Consider the following 25,222-nt stretch of genomic DNA (forward strand, 5'->3'; position numbering starts at 1 on the left):
AGTTTAGTGAGTCGGAGGTTTTTTCGTATGACCACTTCGTTGCAACCTGCCTATGCCCTGGTTCCCGGCGCAAACCTGGAAGCCTATGTGCACACGGTCAACAGCATTCCATTGCTGACGCCCGAGCGGGAGCGTGAACTGGCCGAGAGTCTCTACTATGAGCAGGATCTTGGGGCGGCTCGGCAGATGGTGCTCGCCCACCTGCGTTTTGTTGTACACATTGCTCGCAGCTATTCCGGCTACGGGCTGGCCCAGGCCGACCTGATCCAGGAAGGTAACGTTGGCCTGATGAAAGCGGTCAAGCGTTTCAACCCGGAAATGGGTGTGCGTCTGGTGTCCTTTGCGGTGCACTGGATCAAGGCCGAGATTCACGAGTTCATCCTGCGTAACTGGCGCATCGTCAAGGTCGCTACCACCAAGGCTCAGCGCAAGCTGTTCTTCAACCTGCGCAGCCAGAAAAAACGCCTGGCCTGGCTGAACAACGATGAAGTCCATCGTGTCGCCGAAAGCCTGGGTGTCGAGCCGCGTGAAGTGCGTGAGATGGAGAGCCGCCTGACCGGTCAGGACATGGCCTTCGACCCGGCCAGTGAAGCCGACGACGACAGTGCATTCCAGTCGCCGGCCAACTACCTGGAAGACCACCGTTACGACCCGGCGCGTCAACTGGAGGATGCCGACTGGAGTGACAACTCCACCAGCAACCTGCACGAAGCCCTGCAGGGCCTGGATGATCGCAGCCGTGACATCCTCTACCAGCGCTGGCTGGCCGAGGAAAAGGCCACCTTGCATGACCTGGCCGAGAAATACAGCGTGTCTGCCGAGCGGATTCGCCAGCTGGAAAAGAATGCGATGAACAAGGTCAAAGCCTTGATCGCAGTCTGATTCGCGATACGGCAATAACCAAAAAGCCCCGACGTGTCGGGGCTTTTTCATGATTCTCCGCCACCCCTGTCGAGACTGTTATGACCATTTCCTTGTACGCCGCTTCTGTTCCTGTTTTCAAGCAAATGCTCAACGCCTTGAGTGATGTTCTGAACAAGGCCGAAGCTCACGCCACGGCGAAAAACATTGATCCGAGCGTCTTCCTCCAGGCTCGCCTGTATCCGGATATGTTTCCACTGGTTCGCCAGGTGCAGATCGCTGTTGATTTCGCCAAGGGTGTATCGGCGCGCCTGGCTGAGGTCGAGTTGCCGAAATACGATGACAGCGAAACCACCTTTGCTGAACTGCAAGCGCTGATCAGTAAGGTTCTGGCTTTCCTGGACGGCGTTGCGCCGGCGCAGATCGACGGCAAGGAAGGCATCGAAATCGTGACCCGTCCGGGCACGCCGAAAGAGAAGCGCTTCAGTGGCCAGGCTTATTTGCTGACCTACGGCCTGCCACAGTTCTTCTTCCACGTCACCACCACTTACGCAATCCTGCGTCACAACGGTGTCGAAGTGGGCAAACGTGACTATATGGGCGCGTTCTAAGGCGGTTACCCAGTAATCAGCCAATAAAAAACCCGGCAAAGTGTGCGCTTTGCCGGGTTTTTTATTGGCTCCAGGGCGCCCGGCGCGGGCTGTCCAGCTGCGCCAGATAACCACTACCGCCCAGCTGGCGCATCTGCTGGCGAATCCAGCCGGCACGTCGCGCCACATAAGTGCTTGGCCGGCTGGCACTCCAGTTCAACGGGCTGGGCAGCACTGCGGCCAGCAGGCTGGCCTGTTGGCGCGATAGTTGACGGGCATCGACGCCAAAGTGGTGCCGCGCTGCGGCCTGCGCGCCAAACACGCCTTCACCCCATTCAGCGCTGTTGAGATAGACCTCAAGAATCCGCTCTTTCGACCACAGCAGCTCGATCAACGCGGTGAACCAGGCTTCCAGGCCCTTGCGCAGCCAGCTACGGCCAGCCCAGAGGAACTGGTTCTTGGCCACTTGCTGGCTCAGGGTGCTGGCGCCGCGGATACTGCCACCGCGTTCGTTATGGGCCAGCGCCGCCTGGATGGCATTGAAGTCAAAGCCCCAGTGGTAGGCGAACTTCTGGTCTTCGCCGGCGATCACCGCCAGCTTGAGCTCATCGGAGATCTGCTCCCACGGCTCCCAGTCCCGTTGCAGGTCGATCGGCTGGCCGTTGAACCAGGACTCGACCTTGCGCTCGACCATCAGCGCGGTACCTGGCGGCGGCACCCAGCGAAACACCAGCACCAGCAGGGCGCTGCCAGCGGCGAACCACAACAGGGCACGGGTGAGACGGCGGAAAATGGAAGACAGCATAGGTGATGGCTTGGCCGAACCGATGGAGCGGGCCATTATACAGACCCTGTGATGACTAGGAGTCTTCCCAATGCTTCGTAGCTTTCTGCTGCTCTCGGCATTTTTCGGATTCACCGGCGTGGCCCTGGGGGCCTTTGCCGCCCATGGCCTCAAGGGCCGGTTGAGCAGCGAATACCTGGCGATCTTCCATACCGGCGTGACCTACCAGCTGGTGCATGCCCTGGCCCTGCTCGCGGTGGCCGTGCTCTCGGTGCACCTGCCCGGGCGCCTGGTCGGTTGGGCCGGTGGTCTGTTCGCCCTGGGGATCCTGCTGTTTTCCGGTAGCCTGTATGTGCTGACCCTGAGCGGCATCGGCAAGCTTGGCATCATCACCCCCTTTGGCGGTCTGGCGTTTCTCGGCGGATGGCTGTGCCTGGGCCTTGCAGCCTGGCGCCTGAGCTGACCCGCGAGTCCGGATCGAGACGAATGGCGCGGCCCGGCCTTGGGTTTGCGCCCTGATCAGGGCTAGAATGCGGGCCCCTAAAAATAATGGCGGCCGTGCGCATGCGCATTCAACTGAACGGTGAACCTTTCGAATTGCCCGATGGCGAAAGCGTCGCGGCCCTGCTCAACCGGCTTGACCTGGCGGGTCGCCGGGTGGCGGTCGAACTCAACCTGGACATCGTGCCGCGCAGCCAGCACGACAGCACCGCGCTGAACGAAGGCGACCAGGTTGAAGTGGTACACGCTATTGGCGGTGGCTAGGCCTTCGCGATTTACCTGCAAGTCCCTCAACCTTCAAGAGGATTACCGATGAGCAACGTTCGTAGCGACAAGCCCTTCACCCTGGCCGGTCGTACCTTCCAGTCGCGCCTGCTGGTCGGCACCGGCAAGTACCGTGACCTGGAAGAAACCCGCCTGGCCATCGAGGCCTCCGGTGCCGAGATCGTCACCGTGGCCGTGCGCCGGACCAACATCGGTCAGAACCCGGGCGAACCGAACCTGCTCGACGTGCTGCCACCCGATCGCTACACCATCCTGCCGAACACTGCGGGTTGCTATGACGCGGTCGAAGCCGTGCGCACCTGCCGCCTGGCCCGTGAACTGCTCGATGGCCACAACCTGGTCAAGCTCGAAGTGCTGGCCGACCAGAAGACCCTGTTCCCTAATGTGATCGAGACCCTCAAGGCCGCCGAAGTGCTGGTCAAGGACGGTTTCGATGTGATGGTCTACACCAGTGACGATCCGATCATTGCCCGTCAGCTGGGCGAAATCGGCTGTATCGCAGTGATGCCGCTGGCCGGTCTGATCGGTACGGGCCTGGGGATCTGCAACCCGTACAACCTGCAGATCATCCTCGAAGAATCGAAAGTACCTGTGCTGGTCGACGCTGGAGTCGGTACCGCATCGGACGCCACCATCGCCATGGAAATGGGTTGTGAGGCGGTGCTGATGAACTCGGCGATTGCTCACGCACAACAGCCGGTCATGATGGCCGAAGCCATGAAACACGCCATTGTCGCTGGCCGTCTGGCCTACCTGGCCGGGCGTATGCCGAAAAAACTCTATGCCAGCGCCTCGTCGCCGCTGGATGGTCTGATCAAGTAAGAGCCCCTGATGACTGAATCGCAAGAAACGCCGATCACCACCGAAGGCGAAGAGCGCCAACACCGCCGCATCAAGAGTTTCGTGATGCGTGCCGGGCGCATGACCGAAGGCCAGCAGCGTGGCCTGGACCAGGGTGGGCCGTTGTTCATCCTGCCCCTGGCCGAGAGCCCGGTGGACTACGACCAGGTCTTTGGCCGCTCGGCGCCGCGGACCCTGGAGATCGGTTTCGGCATGGGCCATTCCCTGCTGGAAATGGCTGCTGCCGCACCGGAGCAGGACTTCATCGGTGTCGAAGTGCACCGTCCGGGTGTCGGCGCGCTGCTCAACGGCGTGCTGACCCAGGGCCTGAAGAACCTGCGGGTGTATGACTGCGACGCCATTGAAGTGCTGAACAAGTGCGTGGCTGACAACAGCCTCGACCGGCTGATGCTGTTCTTCCCCGACCCATGGCACAAGAGCCGTCACCACAAGCGCCGCATCGTTCAGCCGGAATTCGCCGCGCTGGTGCGCAGCAAGCTCAAGGTGGGCGGCGTGTTCCATATGGCGACCGACTGGGAGCCCTATGCCGAATACATGCTGGAAGTGATGAACGTGGCCCCGGGTTATCGCAACCTGGCCGAAGACGGCAAGTGCGTAGAGCGCCCGGCCGAACGCCCGATCACCAAGTTCGAACGCCGCGGCGAGCGGCTTGGGCATGGGGTGTGGGATCTGAAGTTCGAGAAGCTGGCGTAAACCTTGCGGTCGATCGCCGGCAAGGCCGGCTCCCACAGGTGCTGTGATTGCCTGCAGTGTTAAATTGTCAGGAGATCTGTGTGGGAGCCGGCCTTGCCGGCGATGGGCTGCGAAGCAGCCCTGGAAGCGCCCTGATCTTCAGCGCCGATCAGCAACCACGCCAATCAACACCAGCACAATCAGCAACACCGGCGCCAACGCATAGTTGTTGAACTGCGCGAGCCCCTTCACTACCCACGGCGTGGCATAGATCAGCGCCGCACCGCTGCCGATCATCACCAACAGCGCCATGAATGGCACGCGCAAGGCGCCTGCAAGGCCGCCCAGGCGTTGTTCGACCCAGCCTTTGATGTCGGTGCCGAACAGCACCAGCAAACAGCCCACCAAGGCCAGGGAAATCTCCGACAGGTTGCTGCGACTCCAGCGGGAAACGGTCGAGAGCAGGTCGAGTACCAGGTCCATTCGCAATCCTTAGGTCAAGAAATACTGCAGCAGGTCGTTGAGGAACAACTGGCCACGCGCGGTAGCGACCAGTCGCGTCGGTTCGACCTGCAAAAGCCCTTTTTGTTCGGCTTCACGGCGCGCTGCCGCGAGCTGTTCCAGCGGCAAGCCGGTGCGCTGGCTGAACAGCTCGATCTCCACCCCTTGGGTCAGGCGCAGGGCGTTCATCAGGAACTCGAACGGCAGCTCATCCACCGGCAGCAGCTTCTCGCCGGCCTTGAAGGCCTTGGCCGGGTTCAGGTAGTCCTTGGGCAGGCGGGTCTTCCAGGTGCGCAGGATGCGCCCGTCGGGGTGGCTGAGCTTGCCGTGGGCGCCAGCGCCAATGCCGATGAAATCGCCAAAGCTCCAGTAGTTGAGGTTGTGGCGGGCGGCGCGGCCGGGCTGGGCGTAGGCCGAGACTTCGTACTGGGCGTAGCCGTGGCTGGCCAGTAGCGCCTGGCCGGCTTCCTGGATGTCCCAGAGGATGTCGTCTTCGGGCAACAGCGGCGGCTGGTTCCAGAACACCGTGTTCGGCTCCAGGGTCAGCTGGTACCAGGACAGGTGCGTAGGGCTCAGCGCGATGGCCTGGCGCAGGTCGCCCAGGGCGTCGTCCAGCGACTGGTCGGGCAGGCCGTGCATCAGGTCGAGGTTGAAGTTGTCGAACCCGGCATTGCGCGCCATGTCGGCGGCGCGAATGGCCTCGTCACCGTTGTGGATGCGGCCCAGGGCTTCGAGCTTGGCCTGCTGGAAGCTCTGGATGCCGATCGACAGGCGATTGATGCCCAGCTGCCGGTAGGCTTTGAACTTCTCCTGCTCGAACGTTCCGGGGTTGGCTTCCAGGGTGATCTCGATGTCCCTGGCAAACGGGATGCGTTGCTCCACACCCACCAGCAAGCGGCCAAGGGCGCGGGCGCTGAACAGGCTCGGGGTGCCGCCGCCGAAGAAGATCGAGCTGATCGGGCGGCCATAAACGGCGCCCAGTTCCTGGTCCAGGTCGGCCAGCAAGGCATCGACGTAGGCTTCTTCAGGCAGCTCGGGGGTGGCGGCGTGGGAGTTGAAGTCGCAGTACGGGCATTTGCGCACGCACCAGGGGATATGGATGTACAGCGCCAGGGGCGGCAACTGCGTCAATGCCGCCCGCGGTGCTTGGGAAGAAAAGCCAGCCTCGCCCAGGTGCAGTGGCTGTGCCGGCGAACGCTTGGTCATGCCAGGCCCAGACGTTGACGCAACAGGCTCATGGCACGGGCACGGTGGCTGATCTGGTTCTTGTCGGCAGGGCTCAGCTCGGCGCTGGAGCAATCGCGCTCCGGCACCCAGAACAGCGGGTCGTAGCCAAAGCCGTGTTCACCGCTGGCCTGGGTCAGGATGCGACCATGCCACAGCCCTTCGCAGAGGATCGGCAGCGGGTCGTCGGCATGGCGGACCAGGGCCAGGACGCAGACGAACTGGGCGCCGCGCTGTTCTTGCGGAACGTCCTTGAGCACATCGAGCAATTTGGCGTTGTTCGCTGCATCGCCTTTACCGTCGGCGTAACGTGCCGAATAGATGCCGGGCGCGCCACCCAGGAAGTCCACAGCCAGGCCCGAGTCGTCGGCCAGCGCCGGCATGCCGGAAATGCGCGCGGCATTGCGCGCCTTGAGGATGGCGTTCTCGACGAACGACAGGCCGGTTTCTTCCGGCTCGACGCTGCTGAATTCGCCAATGGAACGCAGTTGCACGGTGTCACCGAGCATGGCCTGCAGTTCCTTGAGTTTGCCGGCGTTGTGGCTGGCCAATACGATTTGCTGAAAAGTCATCATTCGCCTGGGAAAAGCTCTTGGTTGAAGCTGATGGTTTCGGTCTTGCCGTTAACCCCAACGTTGATGGTGAAGGTACGGGTTTCCTGTTGCTCAACAGGGAACTGGGCGATGTAATAGATCGCGCCTTGTTCGGTGATCTGCTTGAACTTCAGCGGTACCGAGTTGCTGGTCAGGTCCTTGACGGTACCGTTGACCTGGGTGACCACCGGCTTGCCGGCCTTGATCACCGAGACGTTGATCACGCCCTGGTTCTTGCTGCGCACCAGTTCAGTCGCCTTGGCGGTCTCGGGCGTCAGAAAGGTGGAAATAAAGGTGCTGTAGTGCACGGTGGTATCGCCGAACACTTCTTTGCGCTCGCCCTTGATGGCATCGGCGGCAACCGCCGACAGGCTCAGGCAGGCAACCAGTAAACAGCTCAACAAGCGACCCATGATCGTTCTCCTCCGGTGTGCGGGTTAAACCGCGACCTTGTGTTCGGTAAGGCCGGGGCTGCTGACACGGTAAATGCCGATCTCACCTAGAAGATTAGGCCATAGCTTGCTCGCCCACCCGTGGCGGTGCAAATGGTCGACCGCCAGGCGGTCGAGGACCTGGGCGCGGCGTTCGCTGCACAGGGCCTCGAAGTCTTCAAAGGTGCAGAAGTGGATGTTCGGCGTGTTGTACCAGGTATACGGCATGAAGTCGGAAACCGGCATGCGGCCTTTGGTCGCCAGGTACCAGCGGCAACGCCAGTGACCGAAGTTGGGGAAGGTGATGATGCACTGGCGGCCGACGCGGAGCATTTCGTCGAGAATCCGGTCGGGGTACTCCACGGCCTGCAGGGCCTGGGTCATGACCACCACGTCGAAACTGTTGCTGGCGAAGTTGCCCAGGCCCTTGTCGAGGTCCTGCTCGATGACGTTGACGCCCTTGGCCACGCACTGGGCGATGTTGTCGGGGTCGATTTCCAGGCCGTAGCCGGCGACCTGCTTGTGGTCGCGCAGCGACGCCAGCAGTTCACCGGTACCGCAGCCGAGGTCGAGTACCCGGCTGCCGGCGGGGATCCAGTCTTGGATGATTTCCAGGTCGGCTCTCATAGGGTCCTCAGCAGACGATGCGGTTCATGTAGTTCGTGAAACCCGTGATGTAGCGCGGGGTCGGGATCAGGAAGGCATCGTGGCCATAGGGCGAGTCGATATCCAGGTAACAGACGTTTTTGCGGGCGGCGATCAGCGCGTCGACGATCTCCCGCGAACGCGCCGGGGAAAAGCGCCAATCGGTGGTGAACGACATCACGCAGTAGTCCGCCGTGACAGGGGCCAGGGTCGCCGCCAGGTCACCGCCGTGGCTGGCGGCCGGGTCGAAGTAGTCCAGCGCCTTGGTCATCAGCAGGTAGGTGTTGGCGTCGAAACGGCCGGAGAACTCCTCGCCTTGATAGCGCAGGTAGCTTTCGACCTGGAACTCGACGCTGTGGAAGTCGTAGTTGAGCTTGTCGCTTTTCAGCTCGCGGCCGAATTTCTCACCCATGGAGTCGTCGGACAGGTAGGTGATGTGCCCGACCATGCGTGCCAGCATCAGGCCGCGCTTGGGGATCACACCCTGGTCCTGGAACGAGCCGCCGTGGAATTCCGGGTCGGTGAGGATGGCCTGGCGCGCGACCTCGTTGAAAGCGATGTTCTGCGCCGAGAGCTTGGGTGCCGAGGCGATGTCCAGGCAGTGACGCACGCGATCCGGGTAAGTGATGGTCCACTGCAGCGCCTGCATGCCGCCCAGGCTGCCGCCAACCACCGCAGCCCATTGCTGGATGCCCAGGCGATCGGCCAGGCGCGCCTGGCTGTGCACCCAGTCTTCCACGGTCAGGACCGGGAAATCGGCGCCGTAGGGCTTGCCGGTGAGCGGGTTGATGCTGCTGGGGCCGGTGCTGCCGTTGCAGCCGCCGAGGTTGTTGAGGCTGACCACGAAGAAACGATTGGTATCGATCGGCTTGCCGGGGCCGATGCAGCTGTCCCACCAGCCCGGCTTGCGGTCGTCGGGGCTGTGGTAGCCGGCGGCATGGTGATGGCCGGACAGCGCATGACAGATCAGCACGGCGTTGCTGGCCTTGCTGTTGAGCGTGCCGTAGGTTTCGTAGATCAGTTCATAGGTGGCCAGCGAGCGACCGCAGGCCAGCGCCAGCGGCTCGCTGAACTGTGCCAGTTGCGGTGTTACCAGACCGACCGAATCTTCGGGAAAGACAGTGGACATCGACCCTGCTCACGCTTGAATGAGGCGTAAGTCTAAAGACCACCGGGGTGGGCGGCAAGCAATGTGCCAAGGCTTGAAAAACATCGCTGGCAAGCCAGCTCCCACAGGTTGTTGAGAACCTTGTGGGAGCTGGCTTGCCAGCGATAGGGGCGCTGCGGTTACCGATCAGACCAGCAGACGCAGAATCTCCGGCATCCCGCTCATCGCCGCCAGGTTGTTGATCACCAGCATGTCGATCAGTTTGAGCGCCATGAACGCCAGGATCGGCGAGATATCCAGGCCGCCCAGGTTCGGCAGGATACGGCGGAACGGCGCGAGGAACGGATCGCAGATCTGGTTGATCAGCTCGGCGCCCGGGTTATGGCTGCCCGGCGCGACCCACGAGAGGATCACGCTGATGATCAGGGCGAAGAAGAAAATCTTCAAAAACAGCGAGGTCACGCCAATGATCGACCAGACCAGCAGTTGCAGCGGGTTGCCAGTGGTGCCGTAGGCCAGCAGCAGGGTCAGGCCCATCACCAGCAGTTGGATGATGATCGCCAGCAGCAGCGACGACATGTCCAGGCCGAACAGGCTCGGGATCACCCGGCGCATAGGCTTGAGCAGCGGTTGGGTGGCGCGTACGGCGAACTGGCTGAGCGGGTTGTAGAAGTCCGCGCGCACCAGTTGCAGGACAAAGCGCAGGACCACGATCAGCAGGTACAGGCTGCCGAGGGTCTGCAGCACATAGATTGCAGCGGTGTTCAATCCGATCATCTTCGGCTCCTTAGTTGCCCAGTTGTTCGGCCATTTCGGCCGAGCGGTGCGCAGCGGCACCCAGCGCCTGTTCCACCAGCGCTTCGAATCCATTGGCCTGGAACGACTTGATCGCCGCTTCCGTGGTGCCGGCCGGCGAGGTTACCCGGCGGCGCAGTTCGGCGGCGTCGACATCGCTGTTGACGGCCATGTGTGCCGCGCCCAGGGCGGTTTGCAGGGTCAGCTTGGCGGCGGTTTCCCGTGGCAGGCCGAGTTTTTCGCCGGCGGCGGTCATGGCCTCGATCAGCAGGAAGAAGTACGCCGGGCCACTGCCGGACACGGCAGTCACCGCATCGAGCTGTTGTTCGGTGTCCAGCCACAGGGCGATGCCCACGGCCGACAGCAGTTGCTCGGCCTGCTGGCGCTGGGCCGGCGAAACCTGGGCGGTGGCGAACAGGCCGCTGACGCCTTGGCGCAGCAGCGCCGGGGTGTTGGGCATGCAACGCACGATCGGTTGGGTGCCGAGCCAGTTGTTCATGCTCGCGCAGGTGATCCCGGCGGCAATCGAGACCACCAGCTGCTCGGGCTTGAGGCTGGGTTTGAGGGCTTCGCACACGGCTTTCATCGCCTGTGGCTTGACCGCCAAGACCACCACATCGGCACCTTCGATGGCCTGGGCGTTGTCAGCGAACATCTCGATGCCGTGCTCGGCATGGATTTTCGCCCGCTGCTCGGCGCCCGGATCGCTGGCGCGGATCTGCGAAGCTTCCAGGCCCTGGGCACGCAGGCCGCCGATCAGGCTGGCAGCCATGTTGCCGGCGCCGATAAAGGCAATACGAGTCTTGCTCATGTCAGGTCCTTGATAGGGAAATAGGGAAAAAGCATGGGTCAGGGCTGGCCGTAGTCGCGGGCACCGAACAGCGCGGTGCCGATACGCACCCAGGTCGCGCCCTGGGCAATCGCGGCTTCCAGGTCATGGCTCATGCCCATGGACAGGGTGTCGAGTTCCAGGCCAAGGCTCGCCTGCAACTGGCGAACCCGGGCGAAGGCAGCTAGTTGCGCGGTCTCGTCGTCGGTTGGCTCGGGAATCGCCATCAACCCGCGCAGGCGCAGGCGTGGCAGCGCGGCAATGGCGCTGGCCAGGGCCGGCAGCTCCTCGGGAGTGCAGCCGGACTTGCTCGCTTCGCCGCTGACGTTGACCTGCAGGCAGATGTTCAGCGCTGCAAGGTGCTCGGGGCGTTGCTCAGACAGGCGTTGGGCGATTTTCAGGCGGTCCACGGAATGTACCCAGTCAAAGTGCTCGGCAATTGCACGAGTCTTGTTCGACTGAATGGGGCCGATGAAGTGCCAGGTCAAGGGCAGGTCGGTCAATTCGCCCTGTTTGTTCAGGGCTTCCTGCAGGTAGTTCTCACCGACATCGCGCACCCCGGCGGCGAAGGCTTCGCGCACGGCAGCGGCGGGTTTGGTCTTGCTCACGGCCAGCAGCTGGACGGCCGAAGGCTCGCGCCCGGCGGCCAGCGCGGCGGCACGGATACGTGCGGCGAGCGTGGAAAGGTTGTCTGCTATGGTGGACATTGATCGATGCCAGCGGCTCTTTGGGTCTGCGGCATTCTACCTGCTTGGCGGCCTTTGGGGAGTCTCATGGATGTGACTGAACTGCTGGCGCTGGCAGTGCGGGCCGGTGCTTCCGACCTGCACCTGGCGGCGGGCGAGGTGCCGGCGCTGCGTCTTGAGGGGCGTTTGCGGCCGATGGAGCTGGCGCTGCTGACGCCGGACCACATGGCTGAAATGCTCGGTCAGATCATGTCCGAGGCGCAGCAAAAGGATTTTGAAACACATCTGGATATCGACTTTGCCTTTGCCGTGCCAGCATTGGCGCGCTTTCGGGTCAATGCATTCCAGCAACTGCATGGTGCCGCTGCGGTACTGCGGGTGATTCCGGCGCAGGTCAGCAGCCTGGCTGACCTCGGTCTCGGGGATGTATTTCGGCAGATTGCCGAGCTGTCGGGCGGGCTGGTGCTGGTCACCGGGCCCACCGGCTCGGGCAAATCAACTACCCTGGCGGCCCTGGTCGATCACCTGAACCGCGAGCGGCCGCTGCATATCGTCACCCTCGAGGACCCCATCGAGTTTATCCACAGCTCGCAGCGCAGCCGAATCAGCCAGCGCGAGATCGGCCGGCACAGCCATGGCTTCGCCCAGGCCTTGCGTGCCGCGTTACGCCAGGACCCGGATGTGATCATGCTCGGTGAGCTACGCGACCCGCAGACCATTCGCCTGGCCCTGACTGCGGCGGAAACCGGGCATCTGGTGCTGGCCACGGTGCATACCGGCTCGGCGGCGAAAACCATCGATCGCCTGGTGGATGTATTTGCCGCCGAAGAGAAGCAACTGGTGCGCGCGATGCTGGCGGAGTCGCTGCAGGCGGTGGTGTCGCAGGTGTTGGTCGAGCGTGTTGGTGGCGGGCGGGTGGCGGCCCACGAGATCCTGCTGGCGACGCCTGCGGTGCGCAACCTGGTCCGAGAGGGCAAGGTGGCGCAGTTGTATTCGGCGCTACAGACAGGCGGGGCGCAGGGTATGCAGACCCTGGACGGTTGCCTGCAGGGCCTGGTGCGGCGAGGGCTGGTCAGCCCAGATAGCGCCCGTGAGCGGGCGCCGGGGCGATTCTAGCGCTTGGCCAGGGCCAGTTGCTGGCTTTTTGGCAAGACGCGTTTGGCAACCACGTAACGGCTTTTCCAGTACGGCTTGTCAAGGGTGTCGATGCTGACCCGCTTGCCGGTGCGCGGCGCATGGATGAAGCGGTCGTTGCCCAGGTAAATGGCCACATGGTTGACCCGGCGGCTCTTGATGTTGAAGAAGATCAGGTCGCCGGGCTTGAGGTCGTTGCGATCGACCTTGATGCCGTGGCCGCTGGCCATGGCGTTGGACGTGCGTGGCAGGTCGACTTCATCGATGTCGTTGAAGGCGTACTTGACCAGGCCGCTGCAGTCAAAGCCCTTGCTTGGGCTGCTGCCGCCCCAGCGGTACGGGGTGCCGAGCACGTTGACCGCACGGCTGAGCACATCGCTGCTCTGCTGTGGCGACATGGCAGCGGCGACCGGCAGCGGCCTGCTCGAACGGGCACTGCGCTTGGAGCTGTGCTGGACTTGGTTGCTGCTGACGTTCTTGTGTGGACGCACAGCAGTGGAATTGGAGGTGTACCCGGAGAAACCGTTGGGTAACCGTTGCTCACGATTGGTGGCGTGGGCAGCCAGTGGCAATAATAGGCAGATGGTCAGCCATGTCTTGAAAAAAGGACGCATAGGCAGGGCTCTAGGTGGGTTGGCGCGCAACTTTATAACAGCTTTTTGATCAAATTTTGATCCGTTGGTCGATTCCGGGCTGCGCCAGAAACCGGCAAAAGCGGCGATTGGCCTGCATTGGAAAGGCGCGGGCCAGACAGGATAGGGGTTTGCGGCGGGAGGGATGGCAAATGACCACACGTCGGGTTGCCACAGAAAAGTCACATTTTTCTTTAGAAAATTTATCGATAACCCACAGGGGCTATGAATGAACAGTTATCAACAGGGCGGTCCGTTACACGACACTCACAGCAAAGTGATCGGCTATCTGCTGTGGATTTTCGGCTTCACCGGGGCGCACCGCTTCTACTATGGCAAGCCAGTCACCGGTACCCTCTGGTTCTGCACCCTGGGCCTGCTCGGCATCGGCTGGTTGATCGACCTGTTCCTGATTCCGGCAATGGACCGCGAGGCTGACCTGCGCTTTCAGCCTGGTCCTCTGGACTACAGCCTGGCGTGGATCCTGCTGACCTTCCTGGGGATATTTGGCGTGCACCGCATGTACCAGGGCAAGTGGATTACTGGCCTGATCTACCTGTGCACCGGCGGGCTGTTTCTGGTCGGGGTGCTGTATGACTTCTGGACGCTCAATACCCAGGTGTCACTGGCCAACGCCCAGCGGCGTTAAAGCCTGAGGCCTTGTCGCAGCGCTCTGCGACAAGGCCTTGGGGCGGGGTTACTGGCGGGTCTGGCGCTGTTGCAGCAGCAGGTTGCTGAAGCCGCTGCCGGCCAGTTGCTTCTGCGCCACGGTCAGCTGTTCACGGTTGCTGAACGGGCCGACCAGCACGCGGTACCAGGTTTCTTCCTTCACCGTACCGGACTCCACCTTGACCGCCTGGCCGAGCAGGATGATCTGCGCGCGGACCTTGTCGGCATCGGCCTGCTTGCGGAACGAACCGGCCTGCAGGAAGAACTGGGTGGTGGCCGCCGGCTTGATCACCGGTGGTGCTGGCGGTGGCGTCTGCCCCATCAGCGCTGCCTGGGCGCGGGCGGTGTCGATCTTCGCCGCTTCCGCCGGGGTGACCGGAGGTTGCGCCGGCACCGGCGGGGTTTTCTCCGGTACCGCTTCAGGCGGCACGATCACTTCCGATTCCGGCAGCAGGGTATAGAAGTCGTACTTCGGCTTCACCGGCTGCTGCGGGCTGGGTGCGGTTTTGTTGGCTTCGGCGACCTTCTCGGCCTTCTGTTGCTCGGGCTTGGTACGCTTGACCTCGCCGTTGCCCGGCTCGAGCTTCATCAGGAAAACGACAAAGGCGCCCACCGACAGGCCGATTGCCAGCCACAGCCAGCCCGGGATCGGTTGCTTGGCAGGTGCCTGATAGCGGCTGGCGCCGCGCTTGGGTGCAGGTTTTTTCTTGGCAGCCAACTTACATGCGCTCCAGGGTTTCCAGGCCGAGCAGTTCCAGACCTTGCTTGAGGGTACGACCGGTCAGGGCCGCCAGACGCAGGCGGCTCTGCTGCTGTTCAGGGGTGTCGGCGCCGAGGATCGGGCAGTTCTCGTAGAAGCTGGAGAACAGGCCGGCAACGTCGTACAGGTAGGCGCACAGCACGTGCGGGGTACCTTTTTCGGCAACGTTGTTGAGGATCTCGCCGAACTGCGCCAGGCGTGCAGCCAGGTCCTGCTCCTGTGGTGCTTGCAGGATGATCTGGCCGTCGACTTCGTCGAAGCTCTTGCCCAGCTTGCGGAACACACCGGCAACGCGGGTGTAGGCGTACAGCAGGTAAGGCGCGGTGTTGCCTTCGAAATTGAGCATCAGTTCGAAGTTGAAGCTGTAGTCGCTGGTGCGGTGCTTGGACAGGTCGGCGTACTTCACCGCGCCAATCCCGACGACTTCGCCAATGGCGCGCAGGTCGGCCTCGGGCAGCTCAGGGTTTTTCTCCTTGACCAGGGCGTAGGCACGTTCCTTGGCTTCGGTGAGCAGGTCGATCAGCTTCACCGTGCCGCCGTCGCGGGTCTTGAACGGACGGCCGTCGGCGCCGTTCATGGTGCCAAAGCCCATGTGTTCCATGTGCATCGGGTGGCCGACGAAACCGGCGCGGCGGGCCACTTCGAACACCTGGTTGAAGTGCAGGGCCTGGCGCTGGTCGACGAAGTACAGGGCGCGGTCGGCCTTGAGTACGTTGCTGCGGTAGCGCACGGCAGCGAGGTCGGTGGTGGCATACAGGTAGCCGCCGTCGGCTTTCTGCACGATGACCGGCAATGGCTCGCCTTCGGCGGTCTTGAACTCTTCAAGGAACACGCACTGGGCGCCCTTGCTTTCGACCAGCAGGCCCTTGGCCTTGAGGTCGTTGACGACATTGGCCAGGTCATCGTTGTAGGCGCTTTCGCCCATGACGTCAGCCATGGTCAGTTTGACGTTGAGCAGCTCGTAGGTCTTCTGGCAGTGCGACAGCGAGATGTCCTTGAAGCGAGTCCACAGCTTCAGGCATTCCGGGTCGCCGGCTTGCAGCTTGACCACCAGGCCACGGGCACGGTCGGCGAACTCTTCGGATTCGTCGAAGCGCTTTTTCGCTGCGCGGTAGAAGTTTTCCAGGTCCGACAGCTCGTCGCTGGTGATCGGGTTTTCCTGCAGATAGGCCATCAGCATGCCGAACTGGGTGCCCCAGTCGCCAACGTGGTTCTGACGGATCACGTCATCGCCGAGGAACTCCAGCACGCGCGACACGGCGTCACCGATGATGGTCGAGCGCAGGTGGCCGACGTGCATCTCCTTGGCCAGGTTCGGTGCCGACAGGTCGACCACCACCTTCTGCTGCGGGCCGGCTTTCTTCACGCCCAGCTTGGCGTCGGCCAGGGCCGCATCCAGGCGCGAGGCCAGGGCCTGGGTATTCTGGAAGAAGTTGAGAAAGCCCGGGCCGGCAATCTCGACCTTGCTGACCTGCTCGTCGGCAGGCAGGGCGGCGATGAGCTTCTCGGCCAGGTCGCGCGGCTTCATGCCGGCCGGCTTGGCCAGCATCATCGCGATGTTGCTGGCGAAGTCGCCGTGGGTCTTGTCCCGGGCGTTCTCCACCTGGATCGCCGGCGTCAGCCCTTCAGGCAGCACACCGTCGGTGACGAGTTGGGTGAGGGCTTGCTGGATCAGCTGGCGAATGGTGTCTTTCATGGGCTTCTCTTTCGACCGCAAGCGCGGCGGCGCTTCGATGCGCAGGTGGAAAAACTGGACATTATCCGTTGCCGGGGCGAGGTTGCCAACCTTTGGGGCGCTATCGCGGGGCAAGCCCGCTCCTACAGGGATGTGTAGGAGCGGGCTTGCCCCGCGATGGATCAGTACAAATCCACCGGATCGACATCCAGCGACCAACGCACCTGCCGCCCGGACGGCATCTGCTCCAACACTAGCAACCAGGCGCTGATCAGTCGATGCAAAGGTGCCCGGGCATTGGCCTGGAGCAACAATTGCGCACGAAACCGCCCGGCACGGCGCTCCATGGGTGCCGGTACCGGGCCGAGCAGCTCGATACCGTGCAAGTTCTGTTCGGCCAGCAACTGCTCGGCGGCGCTGCAGGCTTCATCGAGAAAACCCTCGGCTTGCCCTGGCTTGTGCGCTTCAGCGCGCAGCAGGGCCAGGTGCGCGAAAGGCGGCAAACCGGCGGCGCGGCGCTCGCTCAAGGCCTGTTCGGCAAAGGCGAAGTAGCCTTGTTCGGTCAGTTGCACCAATAAAGGATGGTCGGCCAGGTGGGTCTGGATGATCACCTTGCCCGGCTCTTCGGCGCGCCCGGCCCGGCCGGCGACCTGGACGATCATCTGCGCCATGCGCTCGCTGGCGCGAAAATCGCCGGAGAACAGTCCGCCGTCGGCATCGAGGATCGACACCAGGGTCACCCGCGGAAAGTGATGCCCCTTGGCGAGCATCTGGGTGCCGACCAGGATGCACGGCTGGCCGCGCTGGACGGTGGCGAACAACTGGTTCATCGCATCCTTGCGCGAGGTGCTGTCGCGGTCAACGCGCAGTACCGGGTAATCCGGAAAGAGAATGCTCAGGCGCTCTTCGGCGCGCTCGGTACCGGCGCCGACCGGGCGCAGGTCGACCTTGTTGCACTGCGGGCACTGGCGCGGCACCCGCTCGTCATAGCCGCAGTGGTGGCAGCGCAGCTCGTTGGAGCGCTGGTGCACGGTCATCCGTGCATCGCAGCGCGGGCATTCGGACATCCAGCCGCAGTCATGGCACAGCAGTGTCGGGGCAAAGCCGCGGCGGTTGAGGAACACCAGTACTTGCTGGCCGGCAGCCAGGGTCTGGCCAATGGCTTGCTGCATCGGACCGCTGATGCCGCTGTCCAGCGGCCGGCTTTTTACATCCAGGCGCAAGAAGCGTGGCTGCTGGGCGCCGCCAGCGCGCTGGTGCAGGTGCAGCAGGCCGTAGCGGCCGCTGTGGGCGTTGTGCAGGCTCTCCAGCGAAGGCGTGGCCGAGCCCAGCAGGATCGGGATGTTCTCCTGGCGCGCGCGTACCAGCGCCAGGTCGCGGGCGTGGTAGCGCAGGCCTTCCTGCTGTTTGTACGAGCCGTCGTGCTCTTCATCGATGATGATCAGCCCCGGGTTTTTCATCGGTGTGAACAGTGCCGAACGGGTGCCGATGATGATGTCGGCTTCACCGTCACGGGCGGCCAGCCAGGCATCCAGGCGCTCGCGGTCGTTGACCGCCGAGTGCAGCAAGGCGATGCGCGCGTTGAAACGCTGCTCGAAGCGCGCCAGGGTTTGCGGCCCGAGGTTGATCTCCGGGATCAGGATCAGCGCTTGCTTGCCGGCTTCCAGGGTTTCGCGGATCAACTGCAGGTAGACCTCGGTCTTGCCGCTGCCGGTGACCCCGGCCAATAAAAAGGCATGAAAGCTGTCAAAGCCCGAACGCACGGCGTTGAAGGCAGCGCGCTGCTCGTCGTTCAGTGGCAGCTCCGGCTGCGCCAGCCAGTGTTCGTGACGCTCCTGGGGCAGGTGGCGGCGTACTTCAACCTGAACCAGCTCCTTGGCCAGCAGCAGGTCGAGGCTGTCCTTGCTCAGCATCAGTTTGCTCAGCAGTGTGTGGGCCACGCCGTGGGGGTGCTGCGCCAGGGTCGCCAGGGCTTCGCGTTGCCGTGGCGCGCGGGTGATGCGCGGGTCGTCCAGGCGTGCCCCCGGGGCCACTTGCCAGAATCGCTCCTGGCGCGCCTCGGCCGGCTCGCCCTGGCGCAGCAGCACCGGCAGCGCCCAGCTAAGGGTGTCGCCGAGGCTGTGCTGATAATACTGCGCGGTCCACAGGCACAACTTGAACAGTGCCGGCGGCAGTGGCGACACCGGGTCGAGCAGGGCAATGGCCGGCTTCAGCTTGTCGGCCGGTACCTCGCTGGTTTCGCTGATTTCGATGAGGATGCCGATCATCTCGCGTCGACCGAACGGTACGCGAATACGCATGCCCGGGGTCAGTGCCTGGCGCGCCATGCTCGCCGGTGCCCTGTAGTCGAACAGCCGCCGCAGGGGCGAGGGCAGGGCAAGGCGTAGAATGACGTCGGACACGCGAAAGGTTCTCTGCAGGGGAATTCCAGGGTCCGGCGAGCCTAGCAGACGACCGCCGGTGTAAGCGACAACTTGCGTTGGCTGTTTGCTCTGGTATTATTCCGACCCTATTTTGCGTGCGGTATTCAACAATGGTGTTGAGTGGCGGCACGTCAGCACTGAGGAAACACCATGAAAGCCGATATCCATCCGGTATACGAAGCTGTAGAAGTTACCTGCAGCTGCGGTAACAAATTCGAAACTCGTTCGACTCTGGCCAAGGCCCTGCCGATCGACGTTTGCAACCTCTGCCACCCGTTCTACACCGGTAAGCAGAAGGTCCTGGACACCGGCGGCCGCGTACAGAAGTTCGCCGATCGCTTCGGCATGTTCGGTGCCAAGAAGTAAGATTGCGCGAAGCTGGCCCCATGGGTTTGGCATTGCTGCTGAAAAAGGCGTCCCTCGCGGGCGCCTTTTTTATGGGCGCGATTTGGCAGTTGCCGGCCCTGGCGTTCTGCACGGCACCCGTCGATGCGCAGGTCGTCAGCGTGCGTCAGGTGGTCGACGGCGATACCTTGCGTCTGAATGATGGTCGCAGCGTTCGCTTGATCGGCATCAATGCACCGGAAATCGGTCGCAAGGGTCGCACCAGTGAAGCCTTCGCCGAGGCCGCACGCCAACGCTTGCAGGCCCTGGTCAAGGCCAGTGGCGGCCAGGTTGGCCTGGTTCCCGGGGTCGAGGCGCGGGACAAATACGGCCGCACTCTGGCGCATGTCTACGGCCGCTCTGGCGACAATTTCGAAGCACAACTGCTCAGTGAAGGCCTTGGTTACCGGGTTGCGGTGGCGCCAAACGTCTCACTGACAGTCTGCCAGGAGCAGGCCGAGCGCGCCGCTCGTCAGGCCGGCAAGGGCCTGTGGCGGCAAGCGCCACAGACCCCGGCAAGCGAGTTGCGCCAGTCTGGCTTTGCACTGATAAGTGGAAAGGTGATGGATATCGAGCGCAATCGCGGTGGTATCTGGATCGAAATTGACGATTCTCTGGTGCTCCAGGTGCCGGCGCGCCTGCAGCGCAATTTCCCCTCTTCCTTCTTTACTGATCTGAAAGGTCGGCACATCGAAGCCCGCGGTTGGGTGCTGGATCGTTCCCGCAAAGGTGGCCTGAAGCCTGGTCAGCAGCGCTGGTTGCTACCGCTGACCGATCCTTCGATGCTGGAAAGGGTCGAAAGATAAAAAATTGTCTACATTTTTAATTTCGATTGTACACATCGAAACCCTTGCAGACTGCGGCTCTTGGCGGAAAGTCGTAGGTTAAAGGCCTTGACACAAGTGACCGACCAGTCTTGTCGGCCCTTTGCTCTTTGCGTATCCTCGGCGGTCCGTCAGAACAGTAAATAGCGGAATGCCCACCATGTCAGATCTGAAAACCGCCGCTCTCGAATATCATGCTCAGCCTCGTCCGGGGAAACTGAGCGTCGAGCTCACCAAACCTACCGCGACTGCTCGCGACCTGGCGCTGGCCTATAGCCCAGGCGTTGCTGAGCCGGTACGCGAAATTGCTCGCGATGCAGAGCTGGCGTACAAGTACACCGGCAAGGGCAATCTGGTAGCAGTCATTTCCGACGGCACCGCCATCCTCGGCCTGGGTAACCTCGGCCCACTGGCGTCCAAGCCGGTCATGGAAGGCAAGGGCGTTCTGTTCAAGCGTTTCGCCGGTATCGACGTGTTCGACATCGAAGTCGACTCCGAGAGTCCGCAGGCCTTCATCGACACCGTCAAGCGCATTTCCATCACCTTCGGCGGCATCAACCTCGAAGACATCAAGGCGCCAGAGTGCTTTGAAATCGAGCGCGCGCTGATCGAACAGTGCGACATCCCGGTATTCCACGATGACCAGCACGGCACCGCGATCGTTACCGCCGCCGGCATGATCAACGCCCTGGAAATCGCTGGCAAAAACCTGGCCGACGCCAAGATCGTCTGCCTGGGCGCCGGTGCTGCCGCCATCTCCTGCATGAAGCTGCTGGTGAGCATGGGCGCACAGATCGAGAACATCTTCATGGTTGACCGTACTGGCGTGATCCACGCTGGCCGTGACGACCTGAACCAGTACAAGGCAGTGTTCGCCCACGCTACCGACAAGCGCACCCTGGCTGATGCCCTGCAAGGCGCTGACGTGTTCGTCGGCCTGTCCGGCCCGAACCTGCTGAGCGCTGAAGGCCTGAAGTCGATGGCGCCGAACCCGATCGTGTTCGCCTGCTCCAACCCTGACCCAGAGATCTCCCCGGAGCTGGCTCACGCCACCCGTGATGACGTGATCATGGCCACCGGTCGTTCCGACTACCCGAACCAGGTCAACAACGTACTGGGCTTCCCGTTCATTTTCCGCGGTGCCCTGGACGTTCGCGCCAAGCGCATCAACGAAGAAATGAAGATCGCCGCCGCCAACGCCCTGAAAGACCTGGCCAAGCTGCCAGTGCCGAAGGAAGTTTGCGCAGCCTACGGCGTCGACGCCCTGGAATTTGGCCGTGAGTACATCATTCCGAAGCCAATGGATGCCCGTCTGATCACCGTCGTTTCCGATGCCGTGGCCAAGGCCGCAATCGAGACTGGCGTAGCGACCCTGCCGTATCCGAAGAACTACCCGCTGAAAAGCGTGGATGACGTGTTCAACGGCTAAGCTGTTGTAGCGTTGTAACCAAAAGCCCCGGCTCGCGAGAGTCGGGGCTTTTTTGTGGGGGATCGTCTGTGGGTGGGTGTTGGCATCATCGCTGGCAAGGCCAGCTCCCACAGGTTCAGCGTATGCAGCGTGATTGTGGGAGCCGGCGTTGCCGGCGATGGGCTGGCGAAGCAGCCCCATTGGCCATCAGAACAGGTCGATCGGTGCCGCTTCGTCCGCTGGCAGCGGGCTGCCTGGCGCACTGCCGTTGCCCAGCTCATTGACCGACGGTGGCGTATCTTCGGCCTTGAACAGTTCGAAGTAGGCATTCGGTGTACCCGGTGCCGCTGCCCGGCCACTGACCGGGTCGACGCGCAGGCTGAGGATGCCTTCCGGCTCGGCCGGGGCATGGTTGGGTTTGTCCTTGAGCGCGGCGCCCATGTAGCTCATCCAGATCGGCAGCGCCACCGTGCCGCCATACTCGCGGCGGCCAAGGGTTTCCGGCTGGTCGAAACCAGTCCACACCGTGGTTACGTAATCGGCGTTGTAGCCGGAGAACCAGGCGTCCTTGGACTCGTTGGTGGTGCCGGTCTTGCCGGCCAGGTCAGTACGGCCCAGGGCCAGGGCGCGGCGCCCGGTGCCGCGCTTGATCACGTCCTGGAGCATGCTGGTGAGGATGTAGCTGGTGCGACCGTCGATGATGCGCTCGGCCACGGCCGGCGGTTGAACGATGGCAGCAGGTTCGTTGCTGGTGACGGTACTTAGGCCTTCACCTGGCAGTTGGGTGCTGATTGCCTGCTCTGGTGCGGCGATGCCGGCTTCGACCTGCTCGGCTTGCGGCACACGTGGCGGGTTGGCGGTGAACAGGGTCTCGCCGTTGCGGCTTTCGATGCGCTCGATCAGGTACGGGCTGATCTTGTAGCCGCCGTTGGCAAAGGAGCTCCAGCCGGTGGCGATTTCCATCGGCGTCAGGGTTGCGGTGCCCAGGGCCAGGGACAGGTTGGGCGGCAGGTCCTGCTTGTTGAAGCCGAACTTGCTGATGTAGTCGATGGTCGAGCTGACACCCATGGCCTGCAGCAGGCGGATCGATACCAGGTTGCGCGACTTGTACAGCGCCTCGCGCATGCGGATCGGGCCGAGGAAGGTGTTGGTGTCGTTCTTCGGCCGCCAGACCTTGTCCAGGTACTCGTCGACGAACACGATCGGCGCGTCGTTGACCAGGCTGGCGGCGGTGTAGCCGTTGTCCAGCGCGGCGCTGTACACGAATGGCTTGAAGCTCGAACCTGGTTGGCGCTTGGCCTGCATGGCGCGGTTGTAGTTGCTCTGTTCGAACGAGAAACCGCCGACCAGGGCGCGGATCGCGCCGCTGTTCGGGTCCAGCGATACCAGTGCGCTCTGCGCCCCTGGCACCTGGCTGAACTTGAGGCTGCCGTCGTCCAGGCGCTGTACGCGAATCAGGTCACCGACCTGGGCAACGTCCGAGGGTTGCTGCGGCGCACGGCCCTGGCTGTTGGTGTTGAGGAACGGGCGGGCCCACTTCATGGTGTCCCAGGCTACGCTCTCCTGATTGCCGGCGCGGGTCAGCACCTGCAGGCCGGCTTTGCTGACTTCGGTGACGATCACCGGTTCCAGGCCGCCCAGCGGGCGTTGCTTGCTCAGTTCCTGCACCCAAGCGTCGCGGGTCTTGCCCGGGAAGCGCGACTCGGGGCCACGGTAACCATGGCGCTCGTCGTAGGCCGTCAGGCCGTTGAGTACGGCTTTGTTGGCGATTTCCTGCAGGTCGCTCGGCACCGTGGTGGTGACGCGGAAGCCTTCGGTGTAGGCATCGCTGCCGTAGCGGCCGACCATTTCAGCGCGGGCCATTTCGGCGATGTAAGGGGCGTTAACTTCTGGAGTCGGTACGTGGTAGCTGGCGTTGATCGGCTCGGCCAGGGCCGCCTGGTAGCTGGCTTCGTCGATCTTGCCGAGCTTGTACATGCGCCCCAGGATCCAGTCGCGGCGCTCTTTGGCGCGCACCGGGTTGGCCAGCGGGTTGAAGCGCGACGGTGCTTTCGGCAGGCCGGCGATCATCGCCATCTGCGCCAGGCTCACATCGCGGATCGATTTGCCGTAGTACACCTGTGCTGCGGCCTCGATGCCGTAGGCGCGGTTGCCCAGGTAAATCTTGTTGACGTACAGCTCGAGGATCTCGTCCTTGGTCAGTTCGCGTTCGATCTGCAGGGCCAGGAGAATCTCGTTGGTCTTGCGCGAGAAGCTGCGTTCGCTGCTGAGGAAGAAGTTCTTCGCCACCTGCATGGTGATGGTGCTGCCGCCGGTCTGGATATGCCCGGACTTGAGCAATTGTGTTGCAGCACGCATCAGGCTGCTGGGGTCGACGCCGTAGTGATTGGCGAAATTGTCGTCTTCGGCCGACAGCAAAGCCTGGATGAAATGCGGCGGAATGTCGGCGAAACGGATGGGCGAGCGGCGCATTTCGCCGAACTCGGCGATCAGCTTGCCGTCGCTGCTGTAGACCCGCAAAGGGATCTGCAACTGGATGCTTCTGAGGGCCTCTACCGAGGGCAAGCTGGGGCTAAGATACAGAAATGCGCCGCTCAGACCGAGCACGAGCGCGCAGATGACTGCGACGAAAGACCACCAGAAGAACTTCAGCAGGCGTATCAAGGCTTTTGGGCGTCCAGATAGAAGAATGGGTTGCGCGCGGGGCCAGCGGACAAAGGATAAACGCTGGGCATTATAAGCATTTTTCAACTCGCCGCGTTACGCGCGCGGCTGTCGTCAGCAAGGAAAAAACCAATGCTTGGACGCTTCGGCATGGATGCCGGTTCACTCCTGGGGATAGAAATTGCCCCGCCGTCTATCCGACTGGTGCAGTTGCACCGACGCAAAGGCGCCTGGCACGTGCGGGCCTGGGCGCTTGAGCCGCTGCCTGCAGGGGCCATGCTGGACGGCTGGATTGCCGACCCCGAAGTGGTCGGCCAGGCCTTGAAACGCGCGCTGCAGCGCAGTGGTAGCCGCTGTCGGCAGGCCGCTGTGGCATTGCCGGCCACGCGGGCCATCAGCAAATTGATGACGCTGCCGACAGGCCTGAGCGATGCCGAAGTCGCTGCACAGGTGCGCGATGCCGCCGAGCAGTTCATCCCCTTTGACCTTGAAGACACCGCTCTGGATTACCGGGTGCTGGAGCCGCCTGCCGGCGATGCTGTGAGCGTGCAGGTGGCTGTTGCGGCCTGCCATCGCGGGTTGCTGGATGTGCTGGAGGGCACCTTTGAAGTCGCAGGGCTGAGCGCCAGGGTGCTGGAGGTTGATAGCCATGCATTGCAGCGTGCGACCACTGACGATGCGGCAACGCTGCAGATCGACGCCGATCTTTCCCACGAGGCATCGAGCCTGACCGTTGCCTGCGGCCTGGCCATGCGGGGTGTGCGGCTAAACCTGTTGCCATGGCGCGAGCGCCGCCATCAACTGCGTATTCGAAGGTTTCAGGCAGGCTGTGCCGGTGTTGTGCTGCTGGCGGCTGTTGCCACCGGGGTTGTTGATTACCATTTTCGGGGCGTGTTGCAGGAACAGGCGTTGAGTCAGGCCGCGCTCAAACAGGGCGGTGGGCAGCGGGAGCCTGAGGCCTTGTTGCATGAACTGCGTCAGTTGGAGGGCTTGCAGGCCGGTCGCTATTTCGCCGTGGATTTGCTCGAGCAGGTCGAGCGGGCCATGCCCGACGGACTGTACCTCACCGCCCTGAGCCAGGAGCCGACTGCGCTAAGGCTTGCCGGGATGGCTCAGTCGGCTTCAGCGGTTGCGCAGCTGGCAGACAGCCTTTCGTCTTCACCCTTGATCAGTTCTGCCGAATTACAGCTGTTGAGTGCAGTCGAGGAAGGCCATGCGTTCGAGCTGGTCGCAGCCCTGAAGGTTGCGCCTTGAGCTTCTGGGGTCGGGTGGCACGGTGCGTC

The 25,222-nt window shown here is 62.8% G+C and carries 27 protein-coding genes; 12 read left to right on the top strand and 15 right to left on the bottom strand.

All coding sequences use genetic code 11. From position 1 onward, the window contains the following. The first annotated feature begins 27 nt into the window (after window positions 1-27). Entirely contained in the window at window positions 28-882 is an 855-nt protein-coding gene (rpoH, locus tag JV241A_RS00700) for an RNA polymerase sigma factor RpoH (RefSeq protein ID WP_115089405.1), read from the top strand. 80 nt (window positions 883-962) lie between these two features. Continuing rightward, window positions 963-1,472 (top strand): DUF1993 domain-containing protein, encoded by a 510-nt coding sequence (locus tag JV241A_RS00705; protein WP_028943901.1) that lies wholly within the window; start codon window positions 963-965, stop codon window positions 1,470-1,472. A 61-nt stretch (window positions 1,473-1,533) separates the two neighbouring features. Here the strand turns inward: JV241A_RS00705 and mtgA are convergent, their stop codons facing one another. Continuing rightward, window positions 1,534-2,256, bottom strand: coding sequence for a monofunctional biosynthetic peptidoglycan transglycosylase (gene mtgA, locus JV241A_RS00710; RefSeq protein WP_038999656.1), 723 nt, complete (start codon window positions 2,254-2,256; stop codon window positions 1,534-1,536). A 70-nt stretch (window positions 2,257-2,326) separates the two neighbouring features. On the opposite strand from mtgA, the gene JV241A_RS00715 reads away from it, so the two are divergent. The 4 genes from JV241A_RS00715 (at window position 2,327) to trmB (ending at window position 4,575) form a co-directional block, all read left to right on the top strand. Then, window positions 2,327-2,698, top strand: coding sequence for a DUF423 domain-containing protein (locus tag JV241A_RS00715; protein ID WP_010222197.1), 372 nt, complete (start codon window positions 2,327-2,329; stop codon window positions 2,696-2,698). Between the two features lie 101 nt (window positions 2,699-2,799). Further along, window positions 2,800-3,000 (top strand): sulfur carrier protein ThiS, encoded by a 201-nt coding sequence (gene thiS / locus JV241A_RS00720; RefSeq protein WP_010222198.1) that lies wholly within the window; start codon window positions 2,800-2,802, stop codon window positions 2,998-3,000. A gap of 48 nt (window positions 3,001-3,048) precedes the next feature. Then, a complete protein-coding gene (locus JV241A_RS00725; RefSeq protein ID WP_115089404.1) occupies window positions 3,049-3,843 on the top strand; it encodes a thiazole synthase in 795 nt (264 codons plus the stop codon). 9 nt (window positions 3,844-3,852) lie between these two features. Beyond that, a complete protein-coding gene (gene trmB / locus JV241A_RS00730) occupies window positions 3,853-4,575 on the top strand; it encodes a tRNA (guanosine(46)-N7)-methyltransferase TrmB (protein WP_134061197.1) in 723 nt (240 codons plus the stop codon). Between the two features lie 138 nt (window positions 4,576-4,713). On the opposite strand, the gene JV241A_RS00735 is transcribed toward trmB, so the two are convergent. The 9 genes from JV241A_RS00735 to JV241A_RS00775 all read right to left on the bottom strand — a co-directional run bounded on the left by JV241A_RS00735 (window position 4,714) and on the right by JV241A_RS00775 (window position 11,387). Next, window positions 4,714-5,037: a DUF3392 domain-containing protein gene (locus JV241A_RS00735; protein WP_010222202.1), complete on the bottom strand. Its 324-nt coding sequence runs from the start codon at window positions 5,035-5,037 to the stop codon at window positions 4,714-4,716. Between the two features lie 9 nt (window positions 5,038-5,046). Next, window positions 5,047-6,261, bottom strand: coding sequence for a radical SAM family heme chaperone HemW (gene hemW, locus JV241A_RS00740; protein WP_134061198.1), 1,215 nt, complete (start codon window positions 6,259-6,261; stop codon window positions 5,047-5,049). Continuing rightward, window positions 6,258-6,854: an RdgB/HAM1 family non-canonical purine NTP pyrophosphatase gene (rdgB, locus tag JV241A_RS00745; protein ID WP_045193965.1), complete on the bottom strand. Its 597-nt coding sequence runs from the start codon at window positions 6,852-6,854 to the stop codon at window positions 6,258-6,260. Before rdgB ends, hemW begins: the two co-directional genes overlap by 4 nt. Next, entirely contained in the window at window positions 6,851-7,285 is a 435-nt protein-coding gene (locus JV241A_RS00750; RefSeq protein WP_115089401.1) for a DUF4426 domain-containing protein, read from the bottom strand. The genes rdgB and JV241A_RS00750 overlap by 4 nt, the downstream gene beginning before the upstream one ends. Window positions 7,286-7,309: 24 nt before the next feature. Next, a complete protein-coding gene (metW, locus tag JV241A_RS00755; RefSeq protein ID WP_038997652.1) occupies window positions 7,310-7,930 on the bottom strand; it encodes a methionine biosynthesis protein MetW in 621 nt (206 codons plus the stop codon). A gap of 7 nt (window positions 7,931-7,937) precedes the next feature. Then, entirely contained in the window at window positions 7,938-9,077 is a 1,140-nt protein-coding gene (locus JV241A_RS00760) for a homoserine O-acetyltransferase (RefSeq protein ID WP_115089400.1), read from the bottom strand. Between the two features lie 165 nt (window positions 9,078-9,242). After that, window positions 9,243-9,833 carry a YggT family protein gene (locus JV241A_RS00765; RefSeq protein WP_115089399.1) on the bottom strand — a complete coding sequence of 197 codons (591 nt, stop codon included), beginning with the start codon at window positions 9,831-9,833 and terminating at the stop codon, window positions 9,243-9,245. 10 nt (window positions 9,834-9,843) lie between these two features. Beyond that, the gene (gene proC, locus JV241A_RS00770) at window positions 9,844-10,662 is read right to left on the bottom strand and encodes a pyrroline-5-carboxylate reductase (RefSeq protein WP_115089398.1); all 819 of its coding nucleotides are present in this window, start codon (window positions 10,660-10,662) and stop codon (window positions 9,844-9,846) included. Window positions 10,663-10,700: 38 nt separating this feature from the next. Further along, on the bottom strand, window positions 10,701-11,387 hold the full coding sequence (locus tag JV241A_RS00775; protein WP_115089397.1) for a YggS family pyridoxal phosphate-dependent enzyme: 687 nt from the start codon (window positions 11,385-11,387) through the stop codon (window positions 10,701-10,703). A gap of 66 nt (window positions 11,388-11,453) precedes the next feature. Here JV241A_RS00775 and JV241A_RS00780 point away from each other — a divergent pair, with 66 nt between their 5' ends. After that, window positions 11,454-12,482, top strand: a complete 1,029-nt coding sequence (locus tag JV241A_RS00780) for a type IV pilus twitching motility protein PilT (RefSeq protein WP_115089396.1) — start codon at window positions 11,454-11,456, stop codon at window positions 12,480-12,482. Here JV241A_RS00780 and JV241A_RS00785 read toward each other — a convergent pair. Next, window positions 12,479-13,114 (bottom strand): C40 family peptidase, encoded by a 636-nt coding sequence (locus JV241A_RS00785; protein WP_115089395.1) that lies wholly within the window; start codon window positions 13,112-13,114, stop codon window positions 12,479-12,481. The two genes, JV241A_RS00780 and JV241A_RS00785, sit on opposite strands and share 4 nt — an antisense overlap. Before the next feature lie 247 nt (window positions 13,115-13,361). Between JV241A_RS00785 and JV241A_RS00790 the strand changes: the two genes are divergently transcribed. Continuing rightward, a complete protein-coding gene (locus tag JV241A_RS00790; protein ID WP_115089394.1) occupies window positions 13,362-13,781 on the top strand; it encodes a TM2 domain-containing protein in 420 nt (139 codons plus the stop codon). Window positions 13,782-13,829: 48 nt separating this feature from the next. On the opposite strand, the gene JV241A_RS00795 is transcribed toward JV241A_RS00790, so the two are convergent. From JV241A_RS00795 to JV241A_RS00805, 3 genes are all read right to left on the bottom strand, one after another. Further along, the gene (locus JV241A_RS00795) at window positions 13,830-14,519 is read right to left on the bottom strand and encodes an SPOR domain-containing protein (protein WP_038997644.1); all 690 of its coding nucleotides are present in this window, start codon (window positions 14,517-14,519) and stop codon (window positions 13,830-13,832) included. 1 nt (window position 14,520) lies between these two features. Beyond that, window positions 14,521-16,257, bottom strand: coding sequence for an arginine--tRNA ligase (argS, locus tag JV241A_RS00800; RefSeq protein WP_134061199.1), 1,737 nt, complete (start codon window positions 16,255-16,257; stop codon window positions 14,521-14,523). A gap of 161 nt (window positions 16,258-16,418) precedes the next feature. Continuing rightward, window positions 16,419-18,638 (bottom strand): primosomal protein N', encoded by a 2,220-nt coding sequence (locus tag JV241A_RS00805; protein ID WP_134061200.1) that lies wholly within the window; start codon window positions 18,636-18,638, stop codon window positions 16,419-16,421. Between the two features lie 171 nt (window positions 18,639-18,809). Here JV241A_RS00805 and rpmE point away from each other — a divergent pair, with 171 nt between their 5' ends. The 3 genes from rpmE to JV241A_RS00820 all read left to right on the top strand — a co-directional run bounded on the left by rpmE (window position 18,810) and on the right by JV241A_RS00820 (window position 21,296). Further along, complete coding sequence (gene rpmE / locus JV241A_RS00810; protein WP_010222223.1) at window positions 18,810-19,025, top strand: 50S ribosomal protein L31; 216 nt, start codon at window positions 18,810-18,812, stop codon at window positions 19,023-19,025. Window positions 19,026-19,027: 2 nt separating this feature from the next. Further along, window positions 19,028-19,849 (top strand): thermonuclease family protein, encoded by an 822-nt coding sequence (locus tag JV241A_RS00815; RefSeq protein WP_134061201.1) that lies wholly within the window; start codon window positions 19,028-19,030, stop codon window positions 19,847-19,849. A 178-nt stretch (window positions 19,850-20,027) separates the two neighbouring features. Further along, a complete protein-coding gene (locus tag JV241A_RS00820) occupies window positions 20,028-21,296 on the top strand; it encodes a malic enzyme-like NAD(P)-binding protein (RefSeq protein ID WP_115089391.1) in 1,269 nt (422 codons plus the stop codon). A 186-nt stretch (window positions 21,297-21,482) separates the two neighbouring features. On the opposite strand, the gene JV241A_RS00825 is transcribed toward JV241A_RS00820, so the two are convergent. Continuing rightward, window positions 21,483-23,936, bottom strand: a complete 2,454-nt coding sequence (locus JV241A_RS00825; protein WP_166675627.1) for a penicillin-binding protein 1A — start codon at window positions 23,934-23,936, stop codon at window positions 21,483-21,485. 135 nt (window positions 23,937-24,071) lie between these two features. Here JV241A_RS00825 and pilM point away from each other — a divergent pair, with 135 nt between their 5' ends. Further along, window positions 24,072-25,193: a type IV pilus assembly protein PilM gene (pilM, locus tag JV241A_RS00830; protein WP_134061203.1), complete on the top strand. Its 1,122-nt coding sequence runs from the start codon at window positions 24,072-24,074 to the stop codon at window positions 25,191-25,193. Window positions 25,194-25,222: the final 29 nt, after the last annotated feature.

Origin of the sequence: Pseudomonas sp. JV241A (genome assembly GCF_900275665.1) — a bacterium.
Lineage (GTDB): Bacteria > Pseudomonadota > Gammaproteobacteria > Pseudomonadales > Pseudomonadaceae > Aquipseudomonas > Aquipseudomonas wadenswilerensis.